Annotated in this window: 22 protein-coding genes; 6 read left to right on the top strand and 16 right to left on the bottom strand. The window is 67.5% G+C overall.

Features of this window, described 5'->3' with window-relative positions:
• The 8 genes from PV781_RS10420 to PV781_RS10455 form a co-directional block, all read right to left on the bottom strand.
• Window positions 1–1,254, bottom strand: coding sequence for an MSMEG_0569 family flavin-dependent oxidoreductase (locus PV781_RS10420; RefSeq protein WP_274775551.1), 1,254 nt, complete (start codon window positions 1,252–1,254; stop codon window positions 1–3).
• Window positions 1,251–1,559 carry an MSMEG_0570 family nitrogen starvation response protein gene (locus PV781_RS10425; protein ID WP_274775552.1) on the bottom strand — a complete coding sequence of 103 codons (309 nt, stop codon included), beginning with the start codon at window positions 1,557–1,559 and terminating at the stop codon, window positions 1,251–1,253. Before PV781_RS10425 ends, PV781_RS10420 begins: the two co-directional genes overlap by 4 nt.
• Complete coding sequence (locus PV781_RS10430; protein WP_274775553.1) at window positions 1,552–2,721, bottom strand: MSMEG_0565 family glycosyltransferase; 1,170 nt, start codon at window positions 2,719–2,721, stop codon at window positions 1,552–1,554. Before PV781_RS10430 ends, PV781_RS10425 begins: the two co-directional genes overlap by 8 nt.
• Window positions 2,721–3,698, bottom strand: coding sequence for a sll0787 family AIR synthase-like protein (locus PV781_RS10435; protein WP_274775554.1), 978 nt, complete (start codon window positions 3,696–3,698; stop codon window positions 2,721–2,723). The genes PV781_RS10430 and PV781_RS10435 overlap by 1 nt, the downstream gene beginning before the upstream one ends.
• A 1-nt stretch (window position 3,699) precedes the next feature.
• Complete coding sequence (locus PV781_RS10440) at window positions 3,700–4,239, bottom strand: MSMEG_0567/Sll0786 family nitrogen starvation N-acetyltransferase (protein ID WP_274775555.1); 540 nt, start codon at window positions 4,237–4,239, stop codon at window positions 3,700–3,702.
• A complete protein-coding gene (locus PV781_RS10445; protein ID WP_274775556.1) occupies window positions 4,236–5,354 on the bottom strand; it encodes an MSMEG_0568 family radical SAM protein in 1,119 nt (372 codons plus the stop codon). The genes PV781_RS10440 and PV781_RS10445 overlap by 4 nt, the downstream gene beginning before the upstream one ends.
• On the bottom strand, window positions 5,281–6,324 hold the full coding sequence (locus PV781_RS10450) for a Nit6803 family nitrilase (protein WP_274775557.1): 1,044 nt from the start codon (window positions 6,322–6,324) through the stop codon (window positions 5,281–5,283). The genes PV781_RS10445 and PV781_RS10450 overlap by 74 nt, the downstream gene beginning before the upstream one ends.
• A gap of 67 nt (window positions 6,325–6,391) precedes the next feature.
• Window positions 6,392–6,874 carry an MSMEG_0572/Sll0783 family nitrogen starvation response protein gene (locus PV781_RS10455; RefSeq protein WP_274775558.1) on the bottom strand — a complete coding sequence of 161 codons (483 nt, stop codon included), beginning with the start codon at window positions 6,872–6,874 and terminating at the stop codon, window positions 6,392–6,394.
• A gap of 314 nt (window positions 6,875–7,188) precedes the next feature.
• Between PV781_RS10455 and PV781_RS10460 the strand changes: the two genes are divergently transcribed.
• Window positions 7,189–8,565 (top strand): aminotransferase-like domain-containing protein, encoded by a 1,377-nt coding sequence (locus PV781_RS10460; protein ID WP_274775559.1) that lies wholly within the window; start codon window positions 7,189–7,191, stop codon window positions 8,563–8,565.
• Here the strand turns inward: PV781_RS10460 and PV781_RS10465 are convergent.
• The gene (locus tag PV781_RS10465) at window positions 8,559–8,948 is read right to left on the bottom strand and encodes a PaaI family thioesterase (RefSeq protein ID WP_274775560.1); all 390 of its coding nucleotides are present in this window, start codon (window positions 8,946–8,948) and stop codon (window positions 8,559–8,561) included. The genes PV781_RS10460 and PV781_RS10465 overlap by 7 nt on opposite strands.
• 132 nt (window positions 8,949–9,080) lie before the next feature.
• Entirely contained in the window at window positions 9,081–10,202 is a 1,122-nt protein-coding gene (locus PV781_RS10470) for a helix-turn-helix transcriptional regulator (protein WP_274775561.1), read from the bottom strand.
• Window positions 10,203–10,579: 377 nt separating this feature from the next.
• On the opposite strand from PV781_RS10470, the gene PV781_RS10475 reads away from it, so the two are divergent.
• On the top strand, window positions 10,580–11,668 hold the full coding sequence (locus PV781_RS10475) for a helix-turn-helix transcriptional regulator (RefSeq protein WP_274775562.1): 1,089 nt from the start codon (window positions 10,580–10,582) through the stop codon (window positions 11,666–11,668).
• 107 nt (window positions 11,669–11,775) lie between these two features.
• On the opposite strand, the gene PV781_RS10480 is transcribed toward PV781_RS10475, so the two are convergent.
• Window positions 11,776–12,552 carry an SDR family NAD(P)-dependent oxidoreductase gene (locus tag PV781_RS10480; RefSeq protein WP_274775563.1) on the bottom strand — a complete coding sequence of 259 codons (777 nt, stop codon included), beginning with the start codon at window positions 12,550–12,552 and terminating at the stop codon, window positions 11,776–11,778.
• A 284-nt stretch (window positions 12,553–12,836) separates the two neighbouring features.
• Window positions 12,837–13,658 (bottom strand): IclR family transcriptional regulator, encoded by an 822-nt coding sequence (locus tag PV781_RS10485; protein ID WP_274775564.1) that lies wholly within the window; start codon window positions 13,656–13,658, stop codon window positions 12,837–12,839.
• A 328-nt stretch (window positions 13,659–13,986) separates the two neighbouring features.
• Between PV781_RS10485 and PV781_RS10490 the strand changes: the two genes are divergently transcribed.
• From PV781_RS10490 to PV781_RS10505, 4 genes are all read left to right on the top strand, one after another.
• Window positions 13,987–15,216: an ABC transporter substrate-binding protein gene (locus PV781_RS10490; RefSeq protein ID WP_274775565.1), complete on the top strand. Its 1,230-nt coding sequence runs from the start codon at window positions 13,987–13,989 to the stop codon at window positions 15,214–15,216.
• 100 nt (window positions 15,217–15,316) lie between these two features.
• Entirely contained in the window at window positions 15,317–15,718 is a 402-nt protein-coding gene (locus PV781_RS10495; protein WP_274775566.1) for a cupin domain-containing protein, read from the top strand.
• A 60-nt stretch (window positions 15,719–15,778) separates the two neighbouring features.
• Window positions 15,779–16,114: an NIPSNAP family protein gene (locus PV781_RS10500; protein WP_274775567.1), complete on the top strand. Its 336-nt coding sequence runs from the start codon at window positions 15,779–15,781 to the stop codon at window positions 16,112–16,114.
• A gap of 213 nt (window positions 16,115–16,327) precedes the next feature.
• Window positions 16,328–16,615 (top strand): hypothetical protein, encoded by a 288-nt coding sequence (locus PV781_RS10505; protein ID WP_274775568.1) that lies wholly within the window; start codon window positions 16,328–16,330, stop codon window positions 16,613–16,615.
• Window positions 16,616–16,909: 294 nt separating this feature from the next.
• Here the strand turns inward: PV781_RS10505 and PV781_RS10510 are convergent, their stop codons facing one another.
• The 4 genes from PV781_RS10510 to PV781_RS10525 form a co-directional block, all read right to left on the bottom strand.
• Window positions 16,910–17,425, bottom strand: a complete 516-nt coding sequence (locus PV781_RS10510) for a Dps family protein (protein WP_274775569.1) — start codon at window positions 17,423–17,425, stop codon at window positions 16,910–16,912.
• A 336-nt stretch (window positions 17,426–17,761) separates the two neighbouring features.
• Complete coding sequence (locus PV781_RS10515) at window positions 17,762–18,148, bottom strand: response regulator transcription factor (protein WP_274775570.1); 387 nt, start codon at window positions 18,146–18,148, stop codon at window positions 17,762–17,764.
• Between the two features lie 102 nt (window positions 18,149–18,250).
• Window positions 18,251–18,901 carry a response regulator transcription factor gene (locus tag PV781_RS10520; RefSeq protein WP_274775571.1) on the bottom strand — a complete coding sequence of 217 codons (651 nt, stop codon included), beginning with the start codon at window positions 18,899–18,901 and terminating at the stop codon, window positions 18,251–18,253.
• Window positions 18,898–20,439, bottom strand: coding sequence for a two-component system sensor histidine kinase NtrB (locus PV781_RS10525; RefSeq protein ID WP_274775572.1), 1,542 nt, complete (start codon window positions 20,437–20,439; stop codon window positions 18,898–18,900). The genes PV781_RS10520 and PV781_RS10525 overlap by 4 nt, the downstream gene beginning before the upstream one ends.
• Window positions 20,440–20,704: the final 265 nt, after the last annotated feature.

Below are 20,704 nucleotides of genomic sequence, written 5' to 3' on the forward strand. Positions count from 1 at the left end.
CTAGCCCGCCTTGGCGAGCGGCGGCGTGGCGCGCGCCTGGAGCTGGCCCACCACATAGGCCGCATCCGCCGCCACCCCGAGGAAGCGCCCGGACCCCCAGGTCCACAACCAGGGAAGACCGAGCACATAGAGCCCATCCACCGCCGTCACCCCCCGCTTGTGCACGGGATAGCCGGTGCCATCGAAAATGGGCAGGCCGACAAAGGACCAGTTGGGGCGAAAGCCCGTGGCCCAGATCACCGAGGTGATGCCAGCCGCCGCCAGATCCAACTCGGTGGTCTCGCCCGCGGGCTCCCACACGGGGGCATAGACGGAGGGCGGCGGGGCGGAGATGCCGGCTTCGGCGATATGCCGGTCGATGAGGGCGTTGATGCCGTTATAGACCCTGTCGGCGGCGTCCAGATTGTCCTTCAGATTGGGCGCGAACTGCATTTGCCCGCCGGACACGCCGGTGAGACGGCCGTAGAGGGCCATGCCCTCCCGTGCAAAGGCGCGCAGGTCGATGTCGCGCCCGCCCTCGCGGCCGGTGAGATAATGGTTGGTGTCGTGCTTCTTGCGGCCCATGCCGTCATCGGCCACCGTGATCTCGTAATGGCCGATGTCCCAGAGCCAGTCCACCACGTCGCGGCCGCGATAGAAGCGGGCGCAGCGGGGGGCATTGCCGGTGGCGAGGTGCACCTTGCGGCCGGCCAGATGCAGGTCCTCCGCGATCTGCGCGCCCGATTGGCCCGAGCCCACCACCATCACCGCGCCCTCCGGTAGCGCGGTGGGGTTGCGATAGGAGGCGGTGTGCAGCTGGACGATGCCGTCGGGGAGCCGCTCGCCGAGGCGGGGAATGTCCGGCTCGCCATAAAGGCTCACCGCCAGGATCACCGCATCCGCACTCACCGGGCCGGCGGCCGTCTCCAGGTAGAAGATGCCGTCCGCCTTCTCCAGCGCGGTCACCGGCGTGTGCTCCAGCACCGGCGCCTGAACCTTGGCGGCGAAGCGATCGAGGTAGGCGAGGATCTCGTCCTTCACCATGAAGCCGTTGGGATCGTCGCCATCATAGGGATGGTCGGGCAGGCGGCATTGCCAGTTGGGGGTGACGAGGCAGAAGGCGTCCCAGCGCTCGTCCCGCCATTTGTGCATGATGGTCTTCTTCTCGAACACCACATGCTCGATGCCCGCGCGGGTGAGATGAAGGCTGGCGGAAAGCCCAGCCTGGCCGCCGCCAATGACGATGGCGGGATAGTGCGACTTCAGCTTGGTCATGACGGCATGTCCTGATGGGAATAAAGGAAAGCGAGGCAGGTGACCTGCGCCGTGGGATCGTCGGCGAAGCGTCGGGAGGTGGCTTCCAGGCGCGCCAGTTGGCCGAGCGCCAAGGAACAGGGATGGCCATATTTGGCGGCGACGCGCTCCGAGGCGATGGTGAGCGCCGTCCGCGCCCGCGCTATGAAGTCGGGCAGGGCATAGGCGGTGCCTTCGCTCAAGTGCTCGCGCACCACGAGGGAGGGCGAATAGCAGCTCTCTTCCCGGCCATCGGGCCAGGCGATGTGGAAGCGCATTTCAGGCATGAAGGGCCTCCCGGCTCTTGGTCTTGGCCGCGAGGCGGCCATAAAGGGGCAAGTGGGCGCGGGCGACGTTTGACCAGTGGTGCCGCGCGGCGATCTGCGGCCCGAGCGCGGCTAGGCGCTCGCGTTCTGCCGGCTGAAGCGAGAGGGCCATGGCGTCCGCGATGGAGGCGGGGCGGGCGGGGTCGCACCACAAAGCGTCCCGTTCGCCCAGATATTCGGTGAAGGGCGCCATGGCCGAGACGATCACCGGCACGCCGCTCGCCAGCGCCTCCAGCACGGCGAGGCCGAAGCCCTCTTTCACCGAGGCGAAGAGCAAAGCATGGGCGAGGCGAAAGATGGCGGGCATGTCCGCATCCGCCAGCGGCCCGGTCACGTGCACGCCGCCGGTTCCGGTGCGGCCGAGCAGGCGACGGAACTCGCTTTGATAGGCGCAATGGTCCAGGAGCGAGGCGCCGCCGGCGATCACCAGTTGCGCGTCCCGGCGCACCTGGCGCAGCTGGAGGAAGGCCTCCAGCATGCGCACCGTATTCTTGCGCGCCTCGATGCCGCCGACGCTCAGGAAGATGGGCCCCGCGCCCAGCCCCAGCCGCGCGCGCAGCGCCTCTTCGCGCCCGTCCCGGCCAGGCGAGAAGCGCGTGCCGTCCACCCCATTGCCGGAAAGATGGGCGTCGATGCCGAAGCCATCCGCCAACTGATCCTGCCAGGTGCGGCTCACCGCCAGCCAGCCATCCGCCGCGCGGATGGAGCGGGACTGGAGGTCGAGCAGGCGGGTGTCTGAGAAGGTATCCACGTGATGCACCGTGCGCACGAAGGCGGGGATGCGGCCGCGTTCCTTCAGGGTGGCCAGCGCATTGCCGGAAATGCCGTCATGGGCGTGGAAGAGGTCGAAGCCGTCCGTGCCCGCAGCCTCGAAATGGCTGACATAATCGGCGATGCGCTGCTCCACCATGGCCGTCATGCCGGGCGCGGCAGGTGCCACCTTGAAGGCGACGGCCGGGCATTTCGGTGCGCGGAAGAAGCCTGTGCCGCGTGCGTCCGGCGCGAACAGGACCGGGGCATGGCCGAGCCCCGCCAACGCCTCGGCGAGCGCCATGGCATGGACCACCCCGCCGCGCGGATTGGTGGAATGGGTGAGAATGGCAATAAGCAGCGGCCGGTCCATCAGGCGGCCTCCCCGGCAGGGGCAAGGCCCATGAGGCGGGAGGCGGCAAGATCGCGCACCACGGCCCGGTGCGGCCCGTGCCGCACCGCCACGGCCGCGCCCGATGTCACCGCACCGATGGCGGAGGCGGTGAGGGCGCGGGCCTCGAACAGGGCGAGAAGTTCCGGCACATGAGCGGGCGGGACGGAAAGCAGAAAGCCGAAGCTCGGGAAGGACGCGAGCCAGCGTTGGAGGGGCACGCCGGCCGGCACGGGAAGCGCGGCCAGATCGATGGCAAGGCCCACGCGCGAGCATTCCGCCAGCATGATGGCGGTGCCGACCAGCCCCGCCTGGCTGATGTCCTTGGCCGCATGGGCAAGACCCCGCCGGGCGATCTCCGGCAGCAAGGCAAGGTCGCCCCGCAGGCGCTCCGGCGGCGCCGAAAGCGCGGCCTGCCAATTGTCGAAGGGCTCCCGATAGGCGCCGCGAAGGTCGATGGCCGCCACCAGCACGTCGCCAGGCCGGGCATCGAAGCTGGTGAGAAGGCCATGGTCCGCCCGCCCCAGCACCGCCACCGCCAGATGCTCGCCGCCCGCCTTCAAATTGGAATGCCCGCCCACAATGGGCACGCCATAGGCGTCCGCTGCGGCCTTCATGCCGTCCAGGATCGCCGCGCCATGTTCGGCGTCCCGCGCCCACAGGGCGTCCACCACGGCGAGCGGCCGCCCGCCCATTGCGGCGATGTCGGAGAGGTTCACCATCACCCCGCACCAGCCGGCGAACCAGGGATCGCGGGCGACAAAGGCTTCCAGGAACCCCTCGATGGCAAAGAGCAGATGGCCGCCCCCATCCGGCAAGGCGGCGCAATCATCGCCCACCGGCACGGCGCTGGCTTGAAGGCCGAGGCGGGCGGCGACCGTGCCGATATCCGCCTTGGCGGCGAGGCCCCGGCTGTGGCGCAGGCTCTCCACCAGAGCATCGAAGGCGGGCGCGTCCATCTCAGGCGGCCTTTCGCGGCAGAGCGGTGAAGCCGATTTCCGGCGAATGGCAAGGCGGGTAATGGCCAAGGTCCGCCTGCATGCGGAAGTGTCGCCGCCCGTGCAGGTCCACCTCCTCGAGCACATGCCAGTGCAGGCGGCGGAACAGCAGCGCGTTCTGCTCCTGCACATGGGCGAGGAAGGTGTGGCAGCCCATGGCATGGGCGGAGGACACGGCGAGGCGGATCAAGGTGGCGCCGAGCGCGCCGATGCGGCGATAGTCCGCGTCCACCGCGAGGCGCGAGCCCCACCAGGTGCCGGGCGTTTCCTCATGGATGCGCACCGTGCCCACCACCTTGTCGGGGGCCACCCCCAGCATGGCCAGCGCCACGATGGGGATGGCATAGGCGTCGATGGCGTCCTGGTCGGAGCCGGAAAACAGCTTCTGCTCGGTGGAGAAGACCTGTTCGCGCAGGGTCTTGGCCCCCTCGCGCTCCCAGCGGGAGGCGGCGAACTTGATGCGGTATTCGGCGGCGAGGAAGGGGGAGGTGGGGATCATCATGGCGCCAGCACCCGCTCATAGGAGGACAGCGCCGAGCACGCCCCGCACTTGCCGCAGCCGGCCTTGATGTCCACCGCCTTCAGCCCGCTCTCCACCAGCAGGCGCGAGAGCGGCGAGAGGATGGACTGCATGAAGGCCGGGCTGGGGGTGGGGTGGCTCTCCAAGGGCGTGCCCGAAATGGGCACGAAGGGCACCACGAAGGGATAGACGCCGAGCGCCACCAGCCGGGCGCAGACGGCGAGGATCTCCTCCACGCTGTCGCCGAGGCCGGCGAGGATATAGGTGGAGACTTGCCCCCGCCCGAACACGGGCACCGCCTGCGCGAACGCGGCCATATAGGCGTCCACGCCGATCTGCGCCTTGCCGGGCATGATGGCGGCGCGCACGGCCGGCGTGACCGCTTCCAGATGCATGCCCAGCGCATCGACGCCGGCCTCCTTCATGCGGCCGAACCAGGCGGCATCGCCGGGCGGCTCGCATTGGGCCTGGATGGGCAGGTCCACCGCCGCCTTCACCGCGCGGGCGCTCTCCGCCAGCACGGCCGCGCCCCGGTCCTCGCCCTTGGGGGTGCCGGTGGTCATGACCATGTGGGTGACGCCATCGAGCGCCACCGCCGCCTTGGCCACTTCCGCCAATTGGGCGGGGGTCTTGTGGGCGATGGTGCGCCCCGCCGCCAGCGACTGGCCGATGGCGCAGAACTGGCAGGTCTTGGTGCGGCTCTGATAGCGGATGCAGGTCTGCAGCACCGTGGTGGCGAGCACGTCGCGCCCATGCAGGGTGGCGATGTGGGAATAGGGAATGCCGTCCGCCGTCTTCAGGTCATAGAAGCGCGGGCGGAGCGGGAAGGAGACTTCACCCACCGCCCGGCCCTCCCGGCTGATGCGGCTCCGGCCATAGGCGTCGGGCTTTTCCACCAGATAGGGGCTGGTGAAGGCGGGCGCGGTGTGCACCGGCACCATCACCGTCATGCCGTCTATGGTCATCGCCTTGTGGTCGGAAGGGCCGGCCCCGCCGCGCCGGCTTTCGGCGCCAGCCTTCGGGTCAACCAGCCGCGCGCCGAAGGATTGCAGCTCGCTGATCAGAATCTCGGTCGGCAGCGGGGTCGAGGGCTCCATCGGAGAGGCTCCTTGCTTGCGGCTCAGCCTGGATGTCGGAAGGGGTGTGCAGCGGCCGCGCGGGCCGGGGATCGAGCACCAGATGGAGCAGTTCCGGCCGGGCATAGTGGCCCACCGAATCCATCATGCGCTTGCGCTTGACGATGAGGCCGAGGTCGAGATCGGCCACCAGCAGGCCTTCCCCGCTGGTGAGCGGCGGCGCCAAATGCTTGCCCTCGGGCGAGATGATGGCGGTCATGCAGCCGCCGCGCAGGGCGTTCTGGAGGCCGGCATCGGGGGTGATGGAGGCGATCTGTTCCTCGGTCAGCCAGCCGGTGGCATTGACCACGAAGCAGCCGCTCTCCAGCGCATGGTGGCGGATGGTCACCTCGATCTGCTCGGCGAAGATGGGGCCGACCAGGGAGCCCGGAAACTGGGCGACATGGATCTCCTCGTGCTGCGCCATCAAGGCGTAGCGGGCGAGCGGATTGTAATGCTCCCAGCAGGCGAGCGCGCCGATGCGCCCCGCCGCCGTCTCCACCACCTTCAGGCCGGCGCCGTCGCCCTGGCCCCAGATCATGCGTTCATGAAAGGTGGGGGTGATCTTGCGGCGCTTGAGGCACAAGGAGCCGTCGGCGTCGAAGACGAGCTGGGTGTTGTAGAGCGAGCCGTGGTCACGCTCGTTCACGCCGAGCACCACCACCATGCCGGCGCGGCGGGCGGCAGTGGCCACCGCCTCCGTTTCCGGGCCGGGCACGGTGACGGCCTGGTCGTAGAGCCGCACATGCTCGCGGCCGGAGAGCACCGGGGGCAGCACGAAGGAAAAATAGGGGTACCAGGGCACGAAGGTCTCGGGAAAGACCAGAAGCTCCACGCCCTTGCCCGCCGCCTCGGCGATGGCGTTCAGCACCTTGTCCATGGTGCCCGCGCGCGAGGTCAGATCGGGGGCGATCTGAACGGCTGCGGCGCGTACGGTCGCGGTGTCTTTCATGGTGCGGTCCTCGGTGGAAAGGGGGCGGCGGGTGAGCCCGCGCGCCCGGTTTTCGCGTGCGCCGGGATCACAAGGTCCAGGTGTCGAGGATGAAGGCGCCGTCGCGGCGGTGCAGGAGCACGAGGTCCAGCACGTCCAGCGGATTGATGGGGGTGATGCCCTCGATCAAGGACGGCTCGCCATGGCCATAGAGCGCCTGGAGCGCGAAGCGGCAGGCATAGACCTTGCCGCCCTCGGACATGAACTTCTTGATCTGGTTGTTGAAATTCTGGTGGCCGGGAAACGCCTCGTCGCCGAGCTTGGGAAAGCCGCGCTGCACGCCGAGCGTGACGCCGGGGCCGTAGAGCAGGATGGAGGTCTCGAAACCCTTGCGCAGCAGGCGGGTGGCCTGGAGCAGGTTGACGAGGCCGATGGAGCCCTCAAAGGCCACGGTATGGAAGGTCACCAGCGCCTTTTCGCCGGGCGTGGCCTTCACGTCCTCGAACAGCTTCTGCTCGTAATCGACAAAGAAGTCGCCGGTCTTATGGGGCGGGTGGGTCACGGCGGGCATGCTTCTCTCCTGATCGCTGGATCGCCCCGAGGGGGACGGGATCAGGTGAGCAAGCGGCGTGCCAACAATACGACGGTCAAAAATCCGATCATTTTGGAAGCTTGGCAGGATAATATCCGATCAAAGACGGCAGAATTGCCGTCAATGACCCGATTGTCGCATCCGGCCTGCCTCGCGAAAGGCGGCATCCTGTCTGAATCTGCCGCAGGTCCTCACGCAACAATGTGCGGTCAATAAAATCCTCGCCATCGCATGGCGATTGCGCCATACAATATAGAAACAAGATCCAGTCAATCGGCAAAATGAGGGGTTCAATGAAGGATTGGATGCCCCGCATGGAGGACGGGCAGGGGCCCCGTTACCTCGCCATCGCCGATGCCATCGCCGCCGACATCGCCGCCGGCCTATTGGTGCCGGGCGACCAGCTTCCGCCCCAGCGGCGCCTCGCCGCCGCGCTCGGCCTCGACTTCACCACGGTGGCGCGCGGCTATGTGGAGGCGGCGCGGCGGGGGCTCATCGAATCCACCGTGGGGCGCGGCAGCTTCGTGCGCGCCTCCGCCCGCAAGGCGCCCCAGCCGGAGCGGTTGCGGGCGGCCGACTTCACCATGAACATGCCCCCCGAGCCGGATGACCCCGACCTCATCGCCCGCATGCAGGAAGGCTATGCGGCCGTGGCGCGGGACCTGCTGCCTCTGCTGCGCTACCAGGGCTTTGGCGGTTCGCCGCTGGACAAGGACGCCGCCTCCGCCTGGCTCGGCCGGCGGGCCCTGGTGCCGGCGCAGGAGCGCATCTTCATCACGCCGGGCGCCCATCCTGCGCTGGTGGGCATCTTCTCGCTGCTGGCGAGCGCGGGCGACGTGGTGCTGTCGGAAGCCATCACCTATCCCGGCGCCCGCGCCATCACCGCCCAGCTCGGCCTCACCCTGGTGGGCGTCGAGATGGACCAGGACGGCATTCTCCCCGAGGCGCTGGAAGCCGCCATCCGCCGCCACGCCCCGAAGGCGCTCTATATCAATCCCACGCTCCAGAACCCGCTGACCATCACCACGTCCGAGCAGCGCCGCGCCGCCATCTGCGCCATCGCGCGCCGCCATGGCGTGCCGGTGGTGGAGGACGACGCCTATGGCTTCATCGCCTCCCACGGCCCGCCGCCATTGGCCGCAATCGCCCCCGATATCTGCTGGCACATTGCGGGCCTTGCCAAATGCATCGGCGCGGGGCTGCGCCTCGCCTATGTGGTGGCGCCCGACGCCAAGGCCGGCTGGTCCTTTACCGGCGCCATGCGGGCGGTCTCGGTGATGGCCTCGCCCGTGATGGCGGCGGTGGCAACGCGCTGGATCGACGATGGCACGGCCGACACCATCCTGCGCTTCATCCGCGCCGAGACCGCCGCCCGCCAGAAGATCGCCGCCCGCCATTTCGAGCCGGGCACCTATCTGTCCGACCCCATGAGCTTCAACATCTGGCTGCCATTGAACAATGGCTGGACGCGCTCGGCCTTCGCCAGCCACATCCGCGGCACCGGCCTCGGCGTGGTGGCGAGCGATGCCTTCACCGTGCTCGGCCCGCCGCCCGAGGCGGTGCGGGTGGGGCTCGGCGGGCCGGTGAGCCGGGAGCGCCTGGAGCGGGGCCTGGAATTCATGGCCCATGTGCTGGAGGCCCCGCCGGAGGTGGCGGCGGGCTATTACTGAGCGGCGGGAGCGGTTTCCGACTGGAGGCGAAAGGTGGCGGTGGCACTGGCCACCAGCCTTTCGTCGGCGAACAGATCCACCGCGCCGAAGCTCAAGGTCCGCACCTGCCGGACGACACGGGGCTTGGCGATGAGCAGTTCGCCCAGTTCCACCTTGTCCAGGAATTGCATGGTCAGCGTGATCGTCACCTGCCGCCGATTGCCGCTGCGCTCCCGCGAGGCCATGCCCATGGCCCGGTCCGCCAGCGTGCAGATGAGCCCGCCCTGCACCACGCCCGAGCGGTTGCGATGCTTGGCGCCGGTGAGGATGGCGTAGATCGTGCCCTCGTCCGTCTCCTTGTGCCAGAGCGGTCCCACCAGGGCCAGGAACCCGTCGTCGGGCATTTCGCTCCAGCCCTGTTTGCGCATGTCGCTTGGCCGCATGGTGTGCCTTCCGCCGGTTCGGGGAGGCCTCCTTAGCCCATGCCGCGCGGGCCGTCGCCCTCTGCAAGATGATTTTCAGCGGGAGGCAAGTCTTCAGCGGGAGGCCAGCGACATCAGCCGTGTGGCCAGCGCCACCAGTTCCGACTGGCGCCTGAGCCCCAGCTTCTGGAAGATGGAGCGCAGATGGGAGCGCGCGGTCTCATAGGCGATGGCGTTGAGATCGGCCGCCGCCCGCAGCGACACGCCACCCGCCAGGGTCTCCGCGAGCCGCGCCTCGGCGGGGGTGAGGCCCATCTCCCGCAAATGCTGGCCCACATTGCGCGGGCTTGCTTCCAGGCTGCGGATCAACACCATGGCCCCGCCATCGCCGAAGGCCATCACTTCCAGGGCGTCCATCTTGGGGCGGATGGGGGCGACTTCCGCATAGAAGGGCGCGCGTCCGCTCGGGCGGATAATCAGCACCCCGCCCGCCGCCGGCAGGACGCTGCCGGGCAAGGCCGACTTGATGGCCGCCTGGAGGCGCGCATCGGTGTTCGGCAAGGCAGCGTGGATGCGCCCATGGGCATAGCTCAGCCCGTCGCCGATGGCCTCGCGGGCGATGTCGTTCATGGTGCGCACGACGCCGTGCATGTCCAGAAGCACCACGCCCCAGGCCAGTTGCGCGATGGCACCCGACAGGTCGTCGGCAAGGCGGCGGGCCTCCACCATGGAGGTGGCCAAGGTGAGGGAGCGCTGGATGTGCGGAGCAAGCCGCGTCAGCGCCTCCACGTCTTCGTTCTGGTAGAGCTCCCGCCCGAGGCCCCGCTGTGCGGCTACGGACACCAGCCGTCCGGAGCCGACGGGCAGGAGAGCCGCCATGGATTGCTGGATGCCATGGGACCGCAAAAAGTCCTGGTAGAAGGGATCGCGCCGGACCTCCTCCTCCCGCATGACGATCCGGTCGGTGGCCACCGTCCCCGGCCGGATGCCCATGGAGAGAATGCGGCCGGATGGCGTGTCGTGCCGCCACCATCCCGCCTGGTACTGGGCATTGGCCTCCAGCAGGCTCTGCGAGGCCAAGGCCCGCATCACGCCTTCGGTGCCGAGCGGAATGATGCTGACCCCGATGGCGCCAAGGGCATGGGACACGGCGCCCAGCGCCTCGTCCCAGCGGTTTGGCTCCAAGGCGGCGGCATAGAGCTTGTCGATGGCGTCCAGAAGATCCAAACCCGACATGAGGCCTCCAAGGAGCCAGCCGCCTTCGCCGCTTGGCGGTCGCTTGCCGCGGCCCGATCAGAACCAACCGAATTCTATTTTGACGTGTGGCGACCTGTCATAACCCAAATGGGGTATGCGGCGGGTATTGGGTTCAGGCATCTTGATCTGCAGCGCCTTCGTGGCCAGACGGGCGTCATCAGGGCTGGCGCACGTCTGGCCATGGGGGCGTGGCAATCCCTGCCTGAGGTCATCACAATCCCTGCCTGAGGTCGTCACCTGGGGCGAGAGGCGTGCACCGGGCCAGGTCCGCCCATGGTGCAGAAGGGAATGGGCCGAGGTCCGCGCGGTGCGCATGCTGTTGGAACGCGGCCTCGATCCTATAATGTAAGCACCGGATGACGCACCTCCTCATTGACCGCATCTATGAATCCGCTGCCCTCCCGGAGCTGTGGGAGGGGACGCTGCAGCGCGTGGCGGAGCGGGTGGGGTGTATTGGCGGTCTCCTGTTCGTGCTGCGCGACGCCAAGACCCGCTGCGTCGCCTCTCCCGGCGCCCGCGACCTCTGGGAGGGGTTCGTTGCCGGCGGCTGGCTGGAGCGCAACAGCCGCGCGGAGCGTCTCCTGCGGTTCGATCATGCCGGGTGGGTCCACGACCTCGATCTCTTCACGCGGGAGGAACTGGACCGCGAGCCGGTCTATGTGGACTATTTTCGCAAGGTGGGCGGCGGCTGGGGCGCGGGCACGGCGATGGAGTTGCCCGACGGCGACAGCATGTTCTTCACCATGGAGCGGGCCTATGCGGCGGGGCCGTTCCCTGCGCACCAGATCAATGCGCTCGACGCCCTGCGCCCCCATCTGGGCCGGTCCGCCTTTCTGTCCATGCGCCTCGCCATGGCGCATGCGCAGACCACGGTCGCGGCGCTCGCCGCCGTGGACACCCCGGCAGCGGTGGTCCGCCCCAATGGCCGGCTGCTGGCGGCGAACCCGCAGCTGGAACGGCTCATTCCCGACATCTTCCTGGATCGGCAGGGGCGCCTGAGCCTTGCCCAGCGGCCGGCGGACGATCTGCTCGGGCGTGCCTTTGCCCAGCTTGCCGGTGCAGGCGTCGCCGATATCGCCTCCATTCCCATCAACGGCCGTAGCGATCTCGAGCGGGGCTTTGTCATCCACGTGCTGCCGGTGCGCCGGGCGGCCCATGACGTGTTCTCGGGCGGAGCCTTCATCGTCATCGCCAATATGGTGTCCCTCGCGCCCTCGCCCCGCGCGAGCCTGCTCTCCGCTCTGTTCGACCTGACGCCCGCCGAAGCCCGTATCGCGCGGGCGGTCGCCGACCTGAAGAGCCCGGCGGACATCGCGCTCGCCTGCGGCGTGTCGCGCGAAACCGTGCGCACCCAGATCAAGACCATCTATGCCAAGACCGGCCTTCGCTCCCAAGCCGCCCTCGCGCGCCTCGTCGCGGCGGTGGGCGAGGCGTCAGCCGTCTGAGGGCACCCATCCGGACGGCGCCCGCGCCACCGGCAGAGGGGCGACTGCAAGGGGCCGCATCCATCTCAATGCGGGACAGAGGCCGCGGCGCGTGCCCCGACGTGCGGTCAATAGATCCCCGTCTCCACCGCCACCCGCCGATAGGCCGCCCCTGCGGTGAAGCCGCCATCGATGACGAAGTCCTCGCCGGTGATGAAGGCCGAGCGGGGGGAGGCGAGAAAAAGCACCAGTTCGGCGATCTCTTCCGGCGTGCCGCTGCGCCCCAAGGGGGTGATGCCGATCATGGGTTGGAGGTGCGGGCTCGTGGCGTTCAGGGCCGTCACGACGAGGCCAGGGCACACGGCGTTCACGCGGATGCCGCGTGCCGCATATTCCATGGCGGCGCTGCGGGTGAGGCCGCGCAGGCCCCATTTGCTGGCGGTGTAGGCCGGATCGTAATGGCCGGAAAAGGCGCTGTTGGATGAGATGTTGACGATGCTGCCGCCGCCTGAGGCTTCCATCAGCGGCGCCACGGCGCGAATGCCCAGGAAGGCACCGGTGAGGTTTACTTTCAGCAGGCGCTCCCAGGCTGCGAGCGCGGTGTCGGCGATGGTGCTGCGATTGATGATGCCGGCATTGTTGACGAGGATGTCGAGACGGCCCTTCCAGGCGCGGATCGCTTCCCTGGTGGCGTCCCAGTCCGCCTCGTCGGTGACGTCGAGGGGGAGGAAACGGGCCTCGATCCCTTCGGCGGCCAGCTCCTGCGCGAAGGCTTCGCCCTCCGGGGCGAGCACGTCGCAGACCATCACGGCGGCGCCATGCCTGCCCAAAAGCCGCGCTTCCGCCGCACCCTGGCCGCGCGCCGCCCCGGTGACCAGCGCGACGCGCCCCTGCAATTCGCTCATGAGACGTGCTCTCCCCATGTCGAGCCTGTTCCCCAGTCCTATTTCCCGGGCCTGTTGCCCAGTCCTTTTGCTACGCTGCCCGAGCGGGCTGCCGCTGCGCGTCGCGTCCGCCTGAGCAGGACCGGCCAGACGCTAAGACGCAGGGCTCCGGGGCCGCGTGCTATCGCAGGGTAGGATAAAACAATTATCGCACAATAGGAGATTTTTTAATTTTTCTGGCACATCCCCGGGATGGGACGGGACGGAGACCGGGTGCGCGGCTCGCGCGGTCTTAGAGGCAATCTTCAGTCTGCGGTCGAGCCGTCCTCCACTGGCAGGGTGCGGATCTTGCGCGGGCGGGCGGCCCTCTGGGGTGGTCCCACGCTGGCTTGGCCGGCGATGGCGCCGGTGATGCGCGCGGCCAATTGCTTGATCTCGCTCACCAGTGCGTCCGTGTGGGCCGCATGGAACCGCGCCAAGGGGAGCGCGAACACCACGCTGCCCAGGATGCGCCGCTCCGCATCGAAGACCGGCGCGCCGATGCCCACCAGATTGGGAATCACCTCGCCCTGTGTGATGCAATAGCCGTCGCGCCGCAGCCGGGACATGTTGGCGCGAAACTGCTCCCAATTCTCGCCGAGCCCCGCCTCGCGCACCTGGTCCCCGTGCCAGAGCATGATGTTGCGCAATTGGTAGGGGGTCAGGTGCGCCAGGATGGTCTTGGCCATGGCGCCGCGGAACATGGGCATGGGCCGCCCCCGCTCGTAATGTTCCGGCACGGACCGCTCGGGCCACACGATGTCGGCGCACATGACCTTGTCGCCATAATAGCTGCACAGCATCACATTGATGCCGAGGCGCGCGCTGACATCCCGCATGGGGCCGCCGGCACCGGTCAGGAGCGGGTCGGCCCGGCGGACCAGGCGGTCCATCTCAATGATGCGCGGCCCCAGAACGTAGCTTCCGCCGGTGGTGGGCGCCAGGAGGCCAGCGTCGCACAGCGACTGGATATAGCGATACGCAGTGGCACGGGAAGCGCCGGTCGCCTGCACGTCCTCAAGCTGGATGTTCATCCGCTCTTCGCCGAAAAGGTCCAGGACCTTCAGCATCTTGTCGAGACTGCTCATGGCACCGTTCCTCGGCTGGCGGGGCCGGCGCGCGCGGGACGCACCCTGTCGCTGCATTATAGCCGACCCGCCGCAAATTGAAATTTGCGAGAAGTTTCAAATCTCCGCCCCATGCATCGTTCGGGGGCAGAAAAGCGCACTTCTGCGATCCTGAGAAAGGGCGTTTCGGACACAAAAATCACGGGATGAGGGTTCATGCAGGAGATTGACAATAATCTCGTAAATTGAGATTTTTCATTATTCGCTTGAAAATGAGCGAAACGGCCCGCGCAGACGGGCGAGCATGGTGCGCCCTCAGGCGAACCATGGTTGGGGGAGGAGACAAGAGATGAAGCGCGTGTCGGCTCGCACATGGATATCCATGGCGGTGGGAAGCCTTTCGCTTGTGGCGGCGTCCACGGCCCAGGCGCAGTTCACGGACGGCGTCTTGCGCATCGGCGTCCTCAACGACCAGTCCGGCATCTATGCGGACATGGCGGGGCCCGGCTCGGTGGTGGCGGCCAAGATGGCGGTGGAGGAGTTCGGCGGCAAGATCGGCAACACGCCCATCGAGGTGATCGTCGGCGACCACCAGAACAAGCCGGACGTGGGGCTCAACATCGCCAGGAAATGGCTGGACGTGGACGGCGTGGACATGATCGCCGACATCCCCAATTCCTCCATTTCGCTCGCCATCGTCCAACTGGTGAAGGACAAGAACAAGGTGGCCGTCATCGCCACCTCCAACAGCAATCGCCTGACGGGGGATTCCTGCACCCCCAACCATGTGCACTGGACGTTGGACAATTATGCGCTGGCCAAGAGCACGGCCACCGAGGTGCTCAAATCCGGCGGCAAGAGCTGGTATTTCGTGACCGTAGACTATGCCTTCGGCCATGACATGGAGCGCGAGGCGGGGCAGATCGTGAAGGCCGCCGGCGGCAAGGTGGTGGGCTCCGTCCGCCATCCGCTCAGCACGTCCGACCTGTCCTCCTTTCTGCTCCAGGCGCAGGGCTCCGGCGCACAGGTGATCGGCTTTGCCAATTCCGGCAGCGATTTTACCAATTCCATGAAGCAGGCGGCCGAGTTCGGCATCACCAAGGGCAACCAGAAGCTCGCGGCCTTGGCGGTCTATCTCACCGACATCAAGTCTCTGGGTCTCACCAGCGGGCAGGGGCTCTATCTCAGCGAGCCCTTCTACTGGGACCTCAACGATCAGACCCGCGCCTTCGCCAAGAAATTCGCTGAGCGCCATGGTGGCGCCATGCCCACCTCCTTCCAGGCGGGCGTCTATTCGGGCGTGCTGCATTATCTGAAAGCGGTGGCCGCCCTGAACAGCGATACGGACGGCCGCGCCATCGTCGCCAAGATGAAGGAGCTGCCCACCGACGACCCCGCCTTCGGCAAGGGCTCCGTGCGCATCGACGGCCGCAAGCTTCACCCCATGTATCTGTTCAAGGTGAAGACGCCTGCGGAATCCCAGGGGCCGTGGGACCTCTACGCCAAGATTGGCGAGACCCCCGCAGACCAGGCCTTCAAGCCGCTCGATCCGGCCTGCGCCCTCGTCAAGCCGAACTGACCTCGGGTTCCTGTCATCCCAACACAGGCACGGCCGGGGATAGCGGGCCCCGGCCGAAGCGCCTGCACATCCCGATCCCGCACCCCATCAGGAGCAGATCATGGTTGCCATCACCCCCGGCCTTGCCGGCGAGGACAAGCTCGCCCCGACGGATTCCCGCTACGTGGATGTCGCACGCCTGCCGTGGAAGCCCACGCCCACCAAGGGCATCGACATGAAGATCCTGCTCATCGACGAGGAGACCGGCCTGATGACCGCCCTCTTCCGCTGGGAGCCGGGCACCGTGCTGCCGCGCCACGAGCATGTGGAAATCGAGCAGACCTATGTGCTGGAAGGCAGCATCGTGGATGGCGAGGGCGAGGCGCTGGCCGGCAATTATGTCTGGCGTCCCGCGGGCAACCAGCACGTGGCCCGCTCGCCCAACGGCGCCCTCGTCCTGTCCATGTTCCTGCGGCCCAACAAGTTCCTGGATGGCGATCTCGCCGGGCAGGAATTGAAATAGGCGGCGATGGCCGCGACGCCGGCATCACGGCGTCGCGCGCGCAGGAAAAGGAGACAGGGCATGATTGTGGAAGAGCGCATGTATGTGCTGCACACCCATGCGGTGCTGGCGGACTATATGCGGATCTACACCGCGCAGGGGCTGCCGCTGCAGAAGGAGATCCTGGGCGGCTTCATGGGTTACTTCACAACGGAATTCGGAACGCAGAACCAGCTTGTCCATTTCTGGGCCTATGAAAACCTGGAGGAGCGCCGCATCCGCCGCGAGAAGCTGGCCCGGCAGCCGGGCTGGCAGGCTTGCCTGGCCCAGATCCGTCCGATGATCATGACCATGGAGAACCGCATCCTCCTGCCCACCGCCTTCTCGCCCTGGCCGGCAGCGCCGAAAGCGGACTGACCGGCACCTCGGTTGGGGAGGGCGCCGGCCGTTCAGCCACGATGCGAGGCACCAGGGTGAGGGTTTGGGGGTGACTGTTCAAACCATGTGAAGGTGGAGCATACGTCGGTATGGGCTTGGGAAAATGACCGTATAAAACCTCTGAACCTCCATAGAATACTCCGATGATATGGCAGATGGCACAGTACATCCATCGACAACGGAGTGTTCGATATGACCATCAAGACGCTGACCATCGCCACCGGCATCGCCCTCACCCTCGTTGCTTCCGGCAGTGCCGCTTTCGCCGACCCCTATATCGGTGTCGAGAACAAGGCCCAGTACGCCGTTTCCGCCCAGGAGACGCTCTTCCCCACGTCCGGTGCTGCTGCCATGCGCGAGCAGGCGGAACTGAAGCGGCCGAGCGCCTTCAACACCCCCGGCCCGTATTATGTGAACGAGGCCCCGTTCCAGTCCAACGACCCCCATTCCGGCCCGGCGCACGACGCCGACCAGGACTGAGCGGACGCCTGGAGCGCGACGGGGGCGCCGTGTCTCCCCCTTGGCGTCCCCTTGGTTCCCCTCACCCCGCCAACAAACCTCGCCGATCACTCGGCGGGGTTTTTTGTTGCGCCAGCGGACTTCGCGCGCCGTGGGGGGGCGGGTCAGCGGCCTTGAGCACCCCACGCGGGCACGTCCGTCAGGCCCCGTCCCGCCTTTGGCGAGGCGCTCGGCGGCGGATTTGGTCCGATGGCGGGGGACAAAAAAAACCCGCCGACGGGCAGTCGGCGGGCGAGGCGGGAGGAAGGGGAGATGTCAGCGGGTGCGGGTCGCCTCAAAGAGGAACCAGGTGCGGCGCTCGGCCTCGTCGATCCAATTCTCGATCAGGCTGGCGGTCGCCACGTCATGGTATTCGTCGCACACCGCATGGACTTCGCGCAGCGCGGCGACGATGGCCTTGTTGTCTTCGCAAAGCTCGGAGAGCATGTCCTGCGCGTCCACATAGTCGGCGTCATTGTCGGCGATCCGCTGCAGGCGGGCGATATGGCCGATGGAGCGCAGCGTGGTGCCGCCGATCTTGCGGGCGCGCTCTGCGATGTCGTCGGTGGTGGCGAAGATCTGCTCGCCCTGTTCATCCAGCAGAAGATGGTAGTCCCGGAAGTGGGGACCGCTCATGTGCCAGTGAAAATTCTTCGTCTTCAGGTAAAGCGCAAACATGTCCGCCAGCAGCAGCGTGAGGGCGGGGGCGAGGTCGCGGGTGGCGTTGGTTCCAAGGTCCGTCGGGGTGGCGAGCGGAGCCTTCTGGCGGTCCTTGACGGCAGGATTTGTCATGATCGTCGGTCCTGGTTCGGTGAATTTCTGCCGGCCGGAGTGGCATCGCACACCTGCGGGGCAAGCACCGTCACCTTAGGCTTGTGAGCGCGGGCCAAGAATTGCGCGATCGTTTTCTGAAACTATACGATCGTTTATCAGCCGCTCGGCGCGGGGAGGCACGCCCCTGTGCAGCAGGCGAGCCGGCGCGCATCAGGGCGAGGGGCGCCTTGCCGGACGCAAAGTGCCATTGAGGGATGGGGACGGGCCGGCACGGAGCAATGGCGGGCCGGGACCCTGCGGCCCATGGCGGGCTGCGACCAGTGCGCCGCTCAAAGCCGGCGCAAGCGCGCTCGATCAGGGGCGGGACTGGCCGGTGGCGCGCAAGGCTTCGTCGATGCACTGGATCATGGCGTCGCCCTCGAAGGGCTTGGCCAGGAAGCCGACCGCGCCGGCCGCACGGACCTGGTTGCGGATCCGCTCCTCGGGGAACGCCGTGATGAAGATGAGCGGCAAGCAATCGCCCTCGGTGCGAAGGCGCGCCTGGAGGTCGACGCCGCTCATGCCGGGCATCTGCACATCGGTGATGACGCACGCCGTGCTGTGCCGCTCCGGAGACCTCAGGAAGGCTTCGGCGGACGCGAAGACGCTGGCACCCAGGCCAAGGGAGCGCACAAGGCTCTCGGTGGCGAGGCGAACGGATTCGTCATCGTCGATGATCGTGATCATCGGAACATGGGACACGTGCAACACACCTCTATGGTCGTGCGGCGCTACGGGAGCACCGCCATAAGCCTACTATAGGCCCCCACGCCCCTCTTCTGAACTATACACGTGTTTGCTGCCTCATCCTTTCGCAACGCGAACGCCGAGGGCCTCGGCCATGCGCACGAGATCGGCAAGCGAATGGGCCTCCATTTTCCGCATCACGTTGCCACGATGAATTTTCACGGTGATTTCGCTCAGGCCCACTTCGCCGGCCACCTGCTTGTTCATGAGGCCGGACGTCACCAGCGCCATGATCTGCTTCTCGCGCTCGGTCAGGCTGGCATAGAGCGTGCGCAGGCGGGAGGCGGCTTCCCGCTCGGCGCGGCGCACCCGATCGATCTCGATGGCCGCTGCGACCGCATCCAGCATGTCCTGGTCGCGGAACGGCTTGGTGAGGAAGTCCACCGCGCCGGCCTTCATGGCCCGCACCGTCATGGGAATATCCCCATGGCCAGTCATGAAGATGACCGGCAGGTCCATCTCGGACTTGGTCAATTGGTTCTGGAAGTCCAGCCCGCTGACGCCCGGCAGGCGGATGTCCAGGACCAGGCAGCGGGGCGTGTCGGGCAGCTTGGCGGAGAGGAATTCTGCCGCCGACGCGTACAGTGCCACGTCGAGGCCGATCGACCGGAACAGGCTGGAGAGGGCCTCGCGCAGGTCCGCGTCGTCGTCCACGACGATCACCACGGGGCTGGCGGGGGCGGTTCGGCTTTGCGGGCGGCTGGTCACGACAGGGTGTCCTCAGGGCGCGGCGCGGAATGTTCGCCGGCCGCAGGCAAGGTGAAGGTGAAGCGCAGCCCGCCTTCGCACGCGGGGGCCGCCGTGATCCGGCCGCCATGGGCCTCGACAATGGAGCGGGAGATGGACAGGCCGATGCCGATGCCATCCTTCTTGGTGGAAATGAAGGGCGTGAACAGGGAGGGCAGCGACTGCACGGGCGCGCCGGGCCCGGTATCCTCCACCGTCAGGGCAATGGCGGCAACCGGTTCCGCCGGTCCGGCCTGATCCTGGCTGGGTTCGCCGGGACCGCCGAGCATGTCCAGGCCGGCTTTCGCCGGGGCGCTGCGGATGGTCAGCGTCCGCGCCTGCTCGGGCACGGCATCCATGGCCTGGATGGCGTTCAGTCCGAGATTGATGAGCACCTGCTGCAATTGAATCCGGTCGCCCTTGATGGGCGGCAGATCCGGGTCCAGCTCCAGCACCAGTCGCACGTGGTGGTTGGCAATCTCCCGCTCCAGCAGCAGGACGCTTTCCTCCACCAGCTCGGCGACGGGCAGGGGCAGGTGTTCCGGCTCGCCGCGCCGCACCAGGCTGCGCAGGCGGGTGATCACCTCGCTGGCGCGCCGCGCATTGGCGATCATGCGCGTGACCGTGCTCTCGGCCTCGCTGAGGTTGGGCTCCGGCCGGCGCAACCAGCGCAAGCAGGCTTCCCCATTGGTGATGACCGCCGCCAGCGGCTGGCTCACCTCATGGGCGATGGAGGCGGTGAGTTCCCCCATGGTGCTGACCCGCGTCACATGCGCCAGGTCCGCCTGGGCCTGGTGGAGATCGTTCTCGGCCTTCTTGCGCTCCGTGATGTCGTGATTGGTCTCCAGGATGCCGAGGCTGCGCCCGCGCGCGTCGCGTTGCAGGGACCAGCGGCTGAGGCAGGTCACCTTCCGGCCGTCGCGGGTGGTCTGGACCACTTCCCCTTCCCAGTGGCCGCTGGCCTCCAGGGCGTCCATGATCTCGGAACGGGACGCCGGCAGAACGGTGCGCAGCAGCCCGGCGGCTGCATAGCCGACCGCCTCGTCCCGCGGCCAGCCATAGAGGTGCTCGGCGCCCGCGTTCCAATAGATGATGGCGTCCGAGGGGTCGCGCACAAAGATCGCGTCGTGGGAGAGGTCCAGCAAGGCCGCCTGCGCCCGCAGCGAGGCGGTGGCCTCCTCGTTGCGCAGGCAGAGCAGGGTGGTCACCGAGATGGCGGCGATGCTCACCAGGCAGCGCATGACCGAGGCAAGATTGTAGTCGTGCGCATGCATGACCAGGAAGCTGATCACCGCCAGCCCCACGCAGCCGGCGCCGATGACGATCAAGCCGGTGCTGCGGAACCAGCTTGAGGCGAGCAGCACCACCACCACGTAGAGCACCGCAATGGCCATATCCAGCGGCGACAGGGTATCGATGATGAAGATCGCCAGGCACAGGACGGCCACCAGCAGATGGCCCAGCCAGCCGGTTTCAGCCGGTTCCGGCTTCGGCAACAGGGCGCTACGCGTGCCGGGCATGGTGTCCTCGATGGGTGGGCAAACCGAAGTCGGGCGAGAGGGGGAGGGGCTGGATCAGAAGGCCAGCATGCGAGAAGGGCGGCCGGCCCGTGGGAAGGTGGCTTGCGTTATACACTTCATCCCCCCTCATGCGTCCCGGGCCCGAGCAACGCTCTCCCTTCCGGCAGCTGCGTGATTGTCGGCGTTCCACCGCGTCACGGGGCGCGGCCTGGCCGAAAACCTGGGCCCACTATGCCAGCCATTCCCTAGCGTTGCTCCCATACCA

The organism is Aquabacter sediminis (assembly GCF_028863665.1).
Lineage (GTDB): Bacteria > Pseudomonadota > Alphaproteobacteria > Rhizobiales > Xanthobacteraceae > L1I39.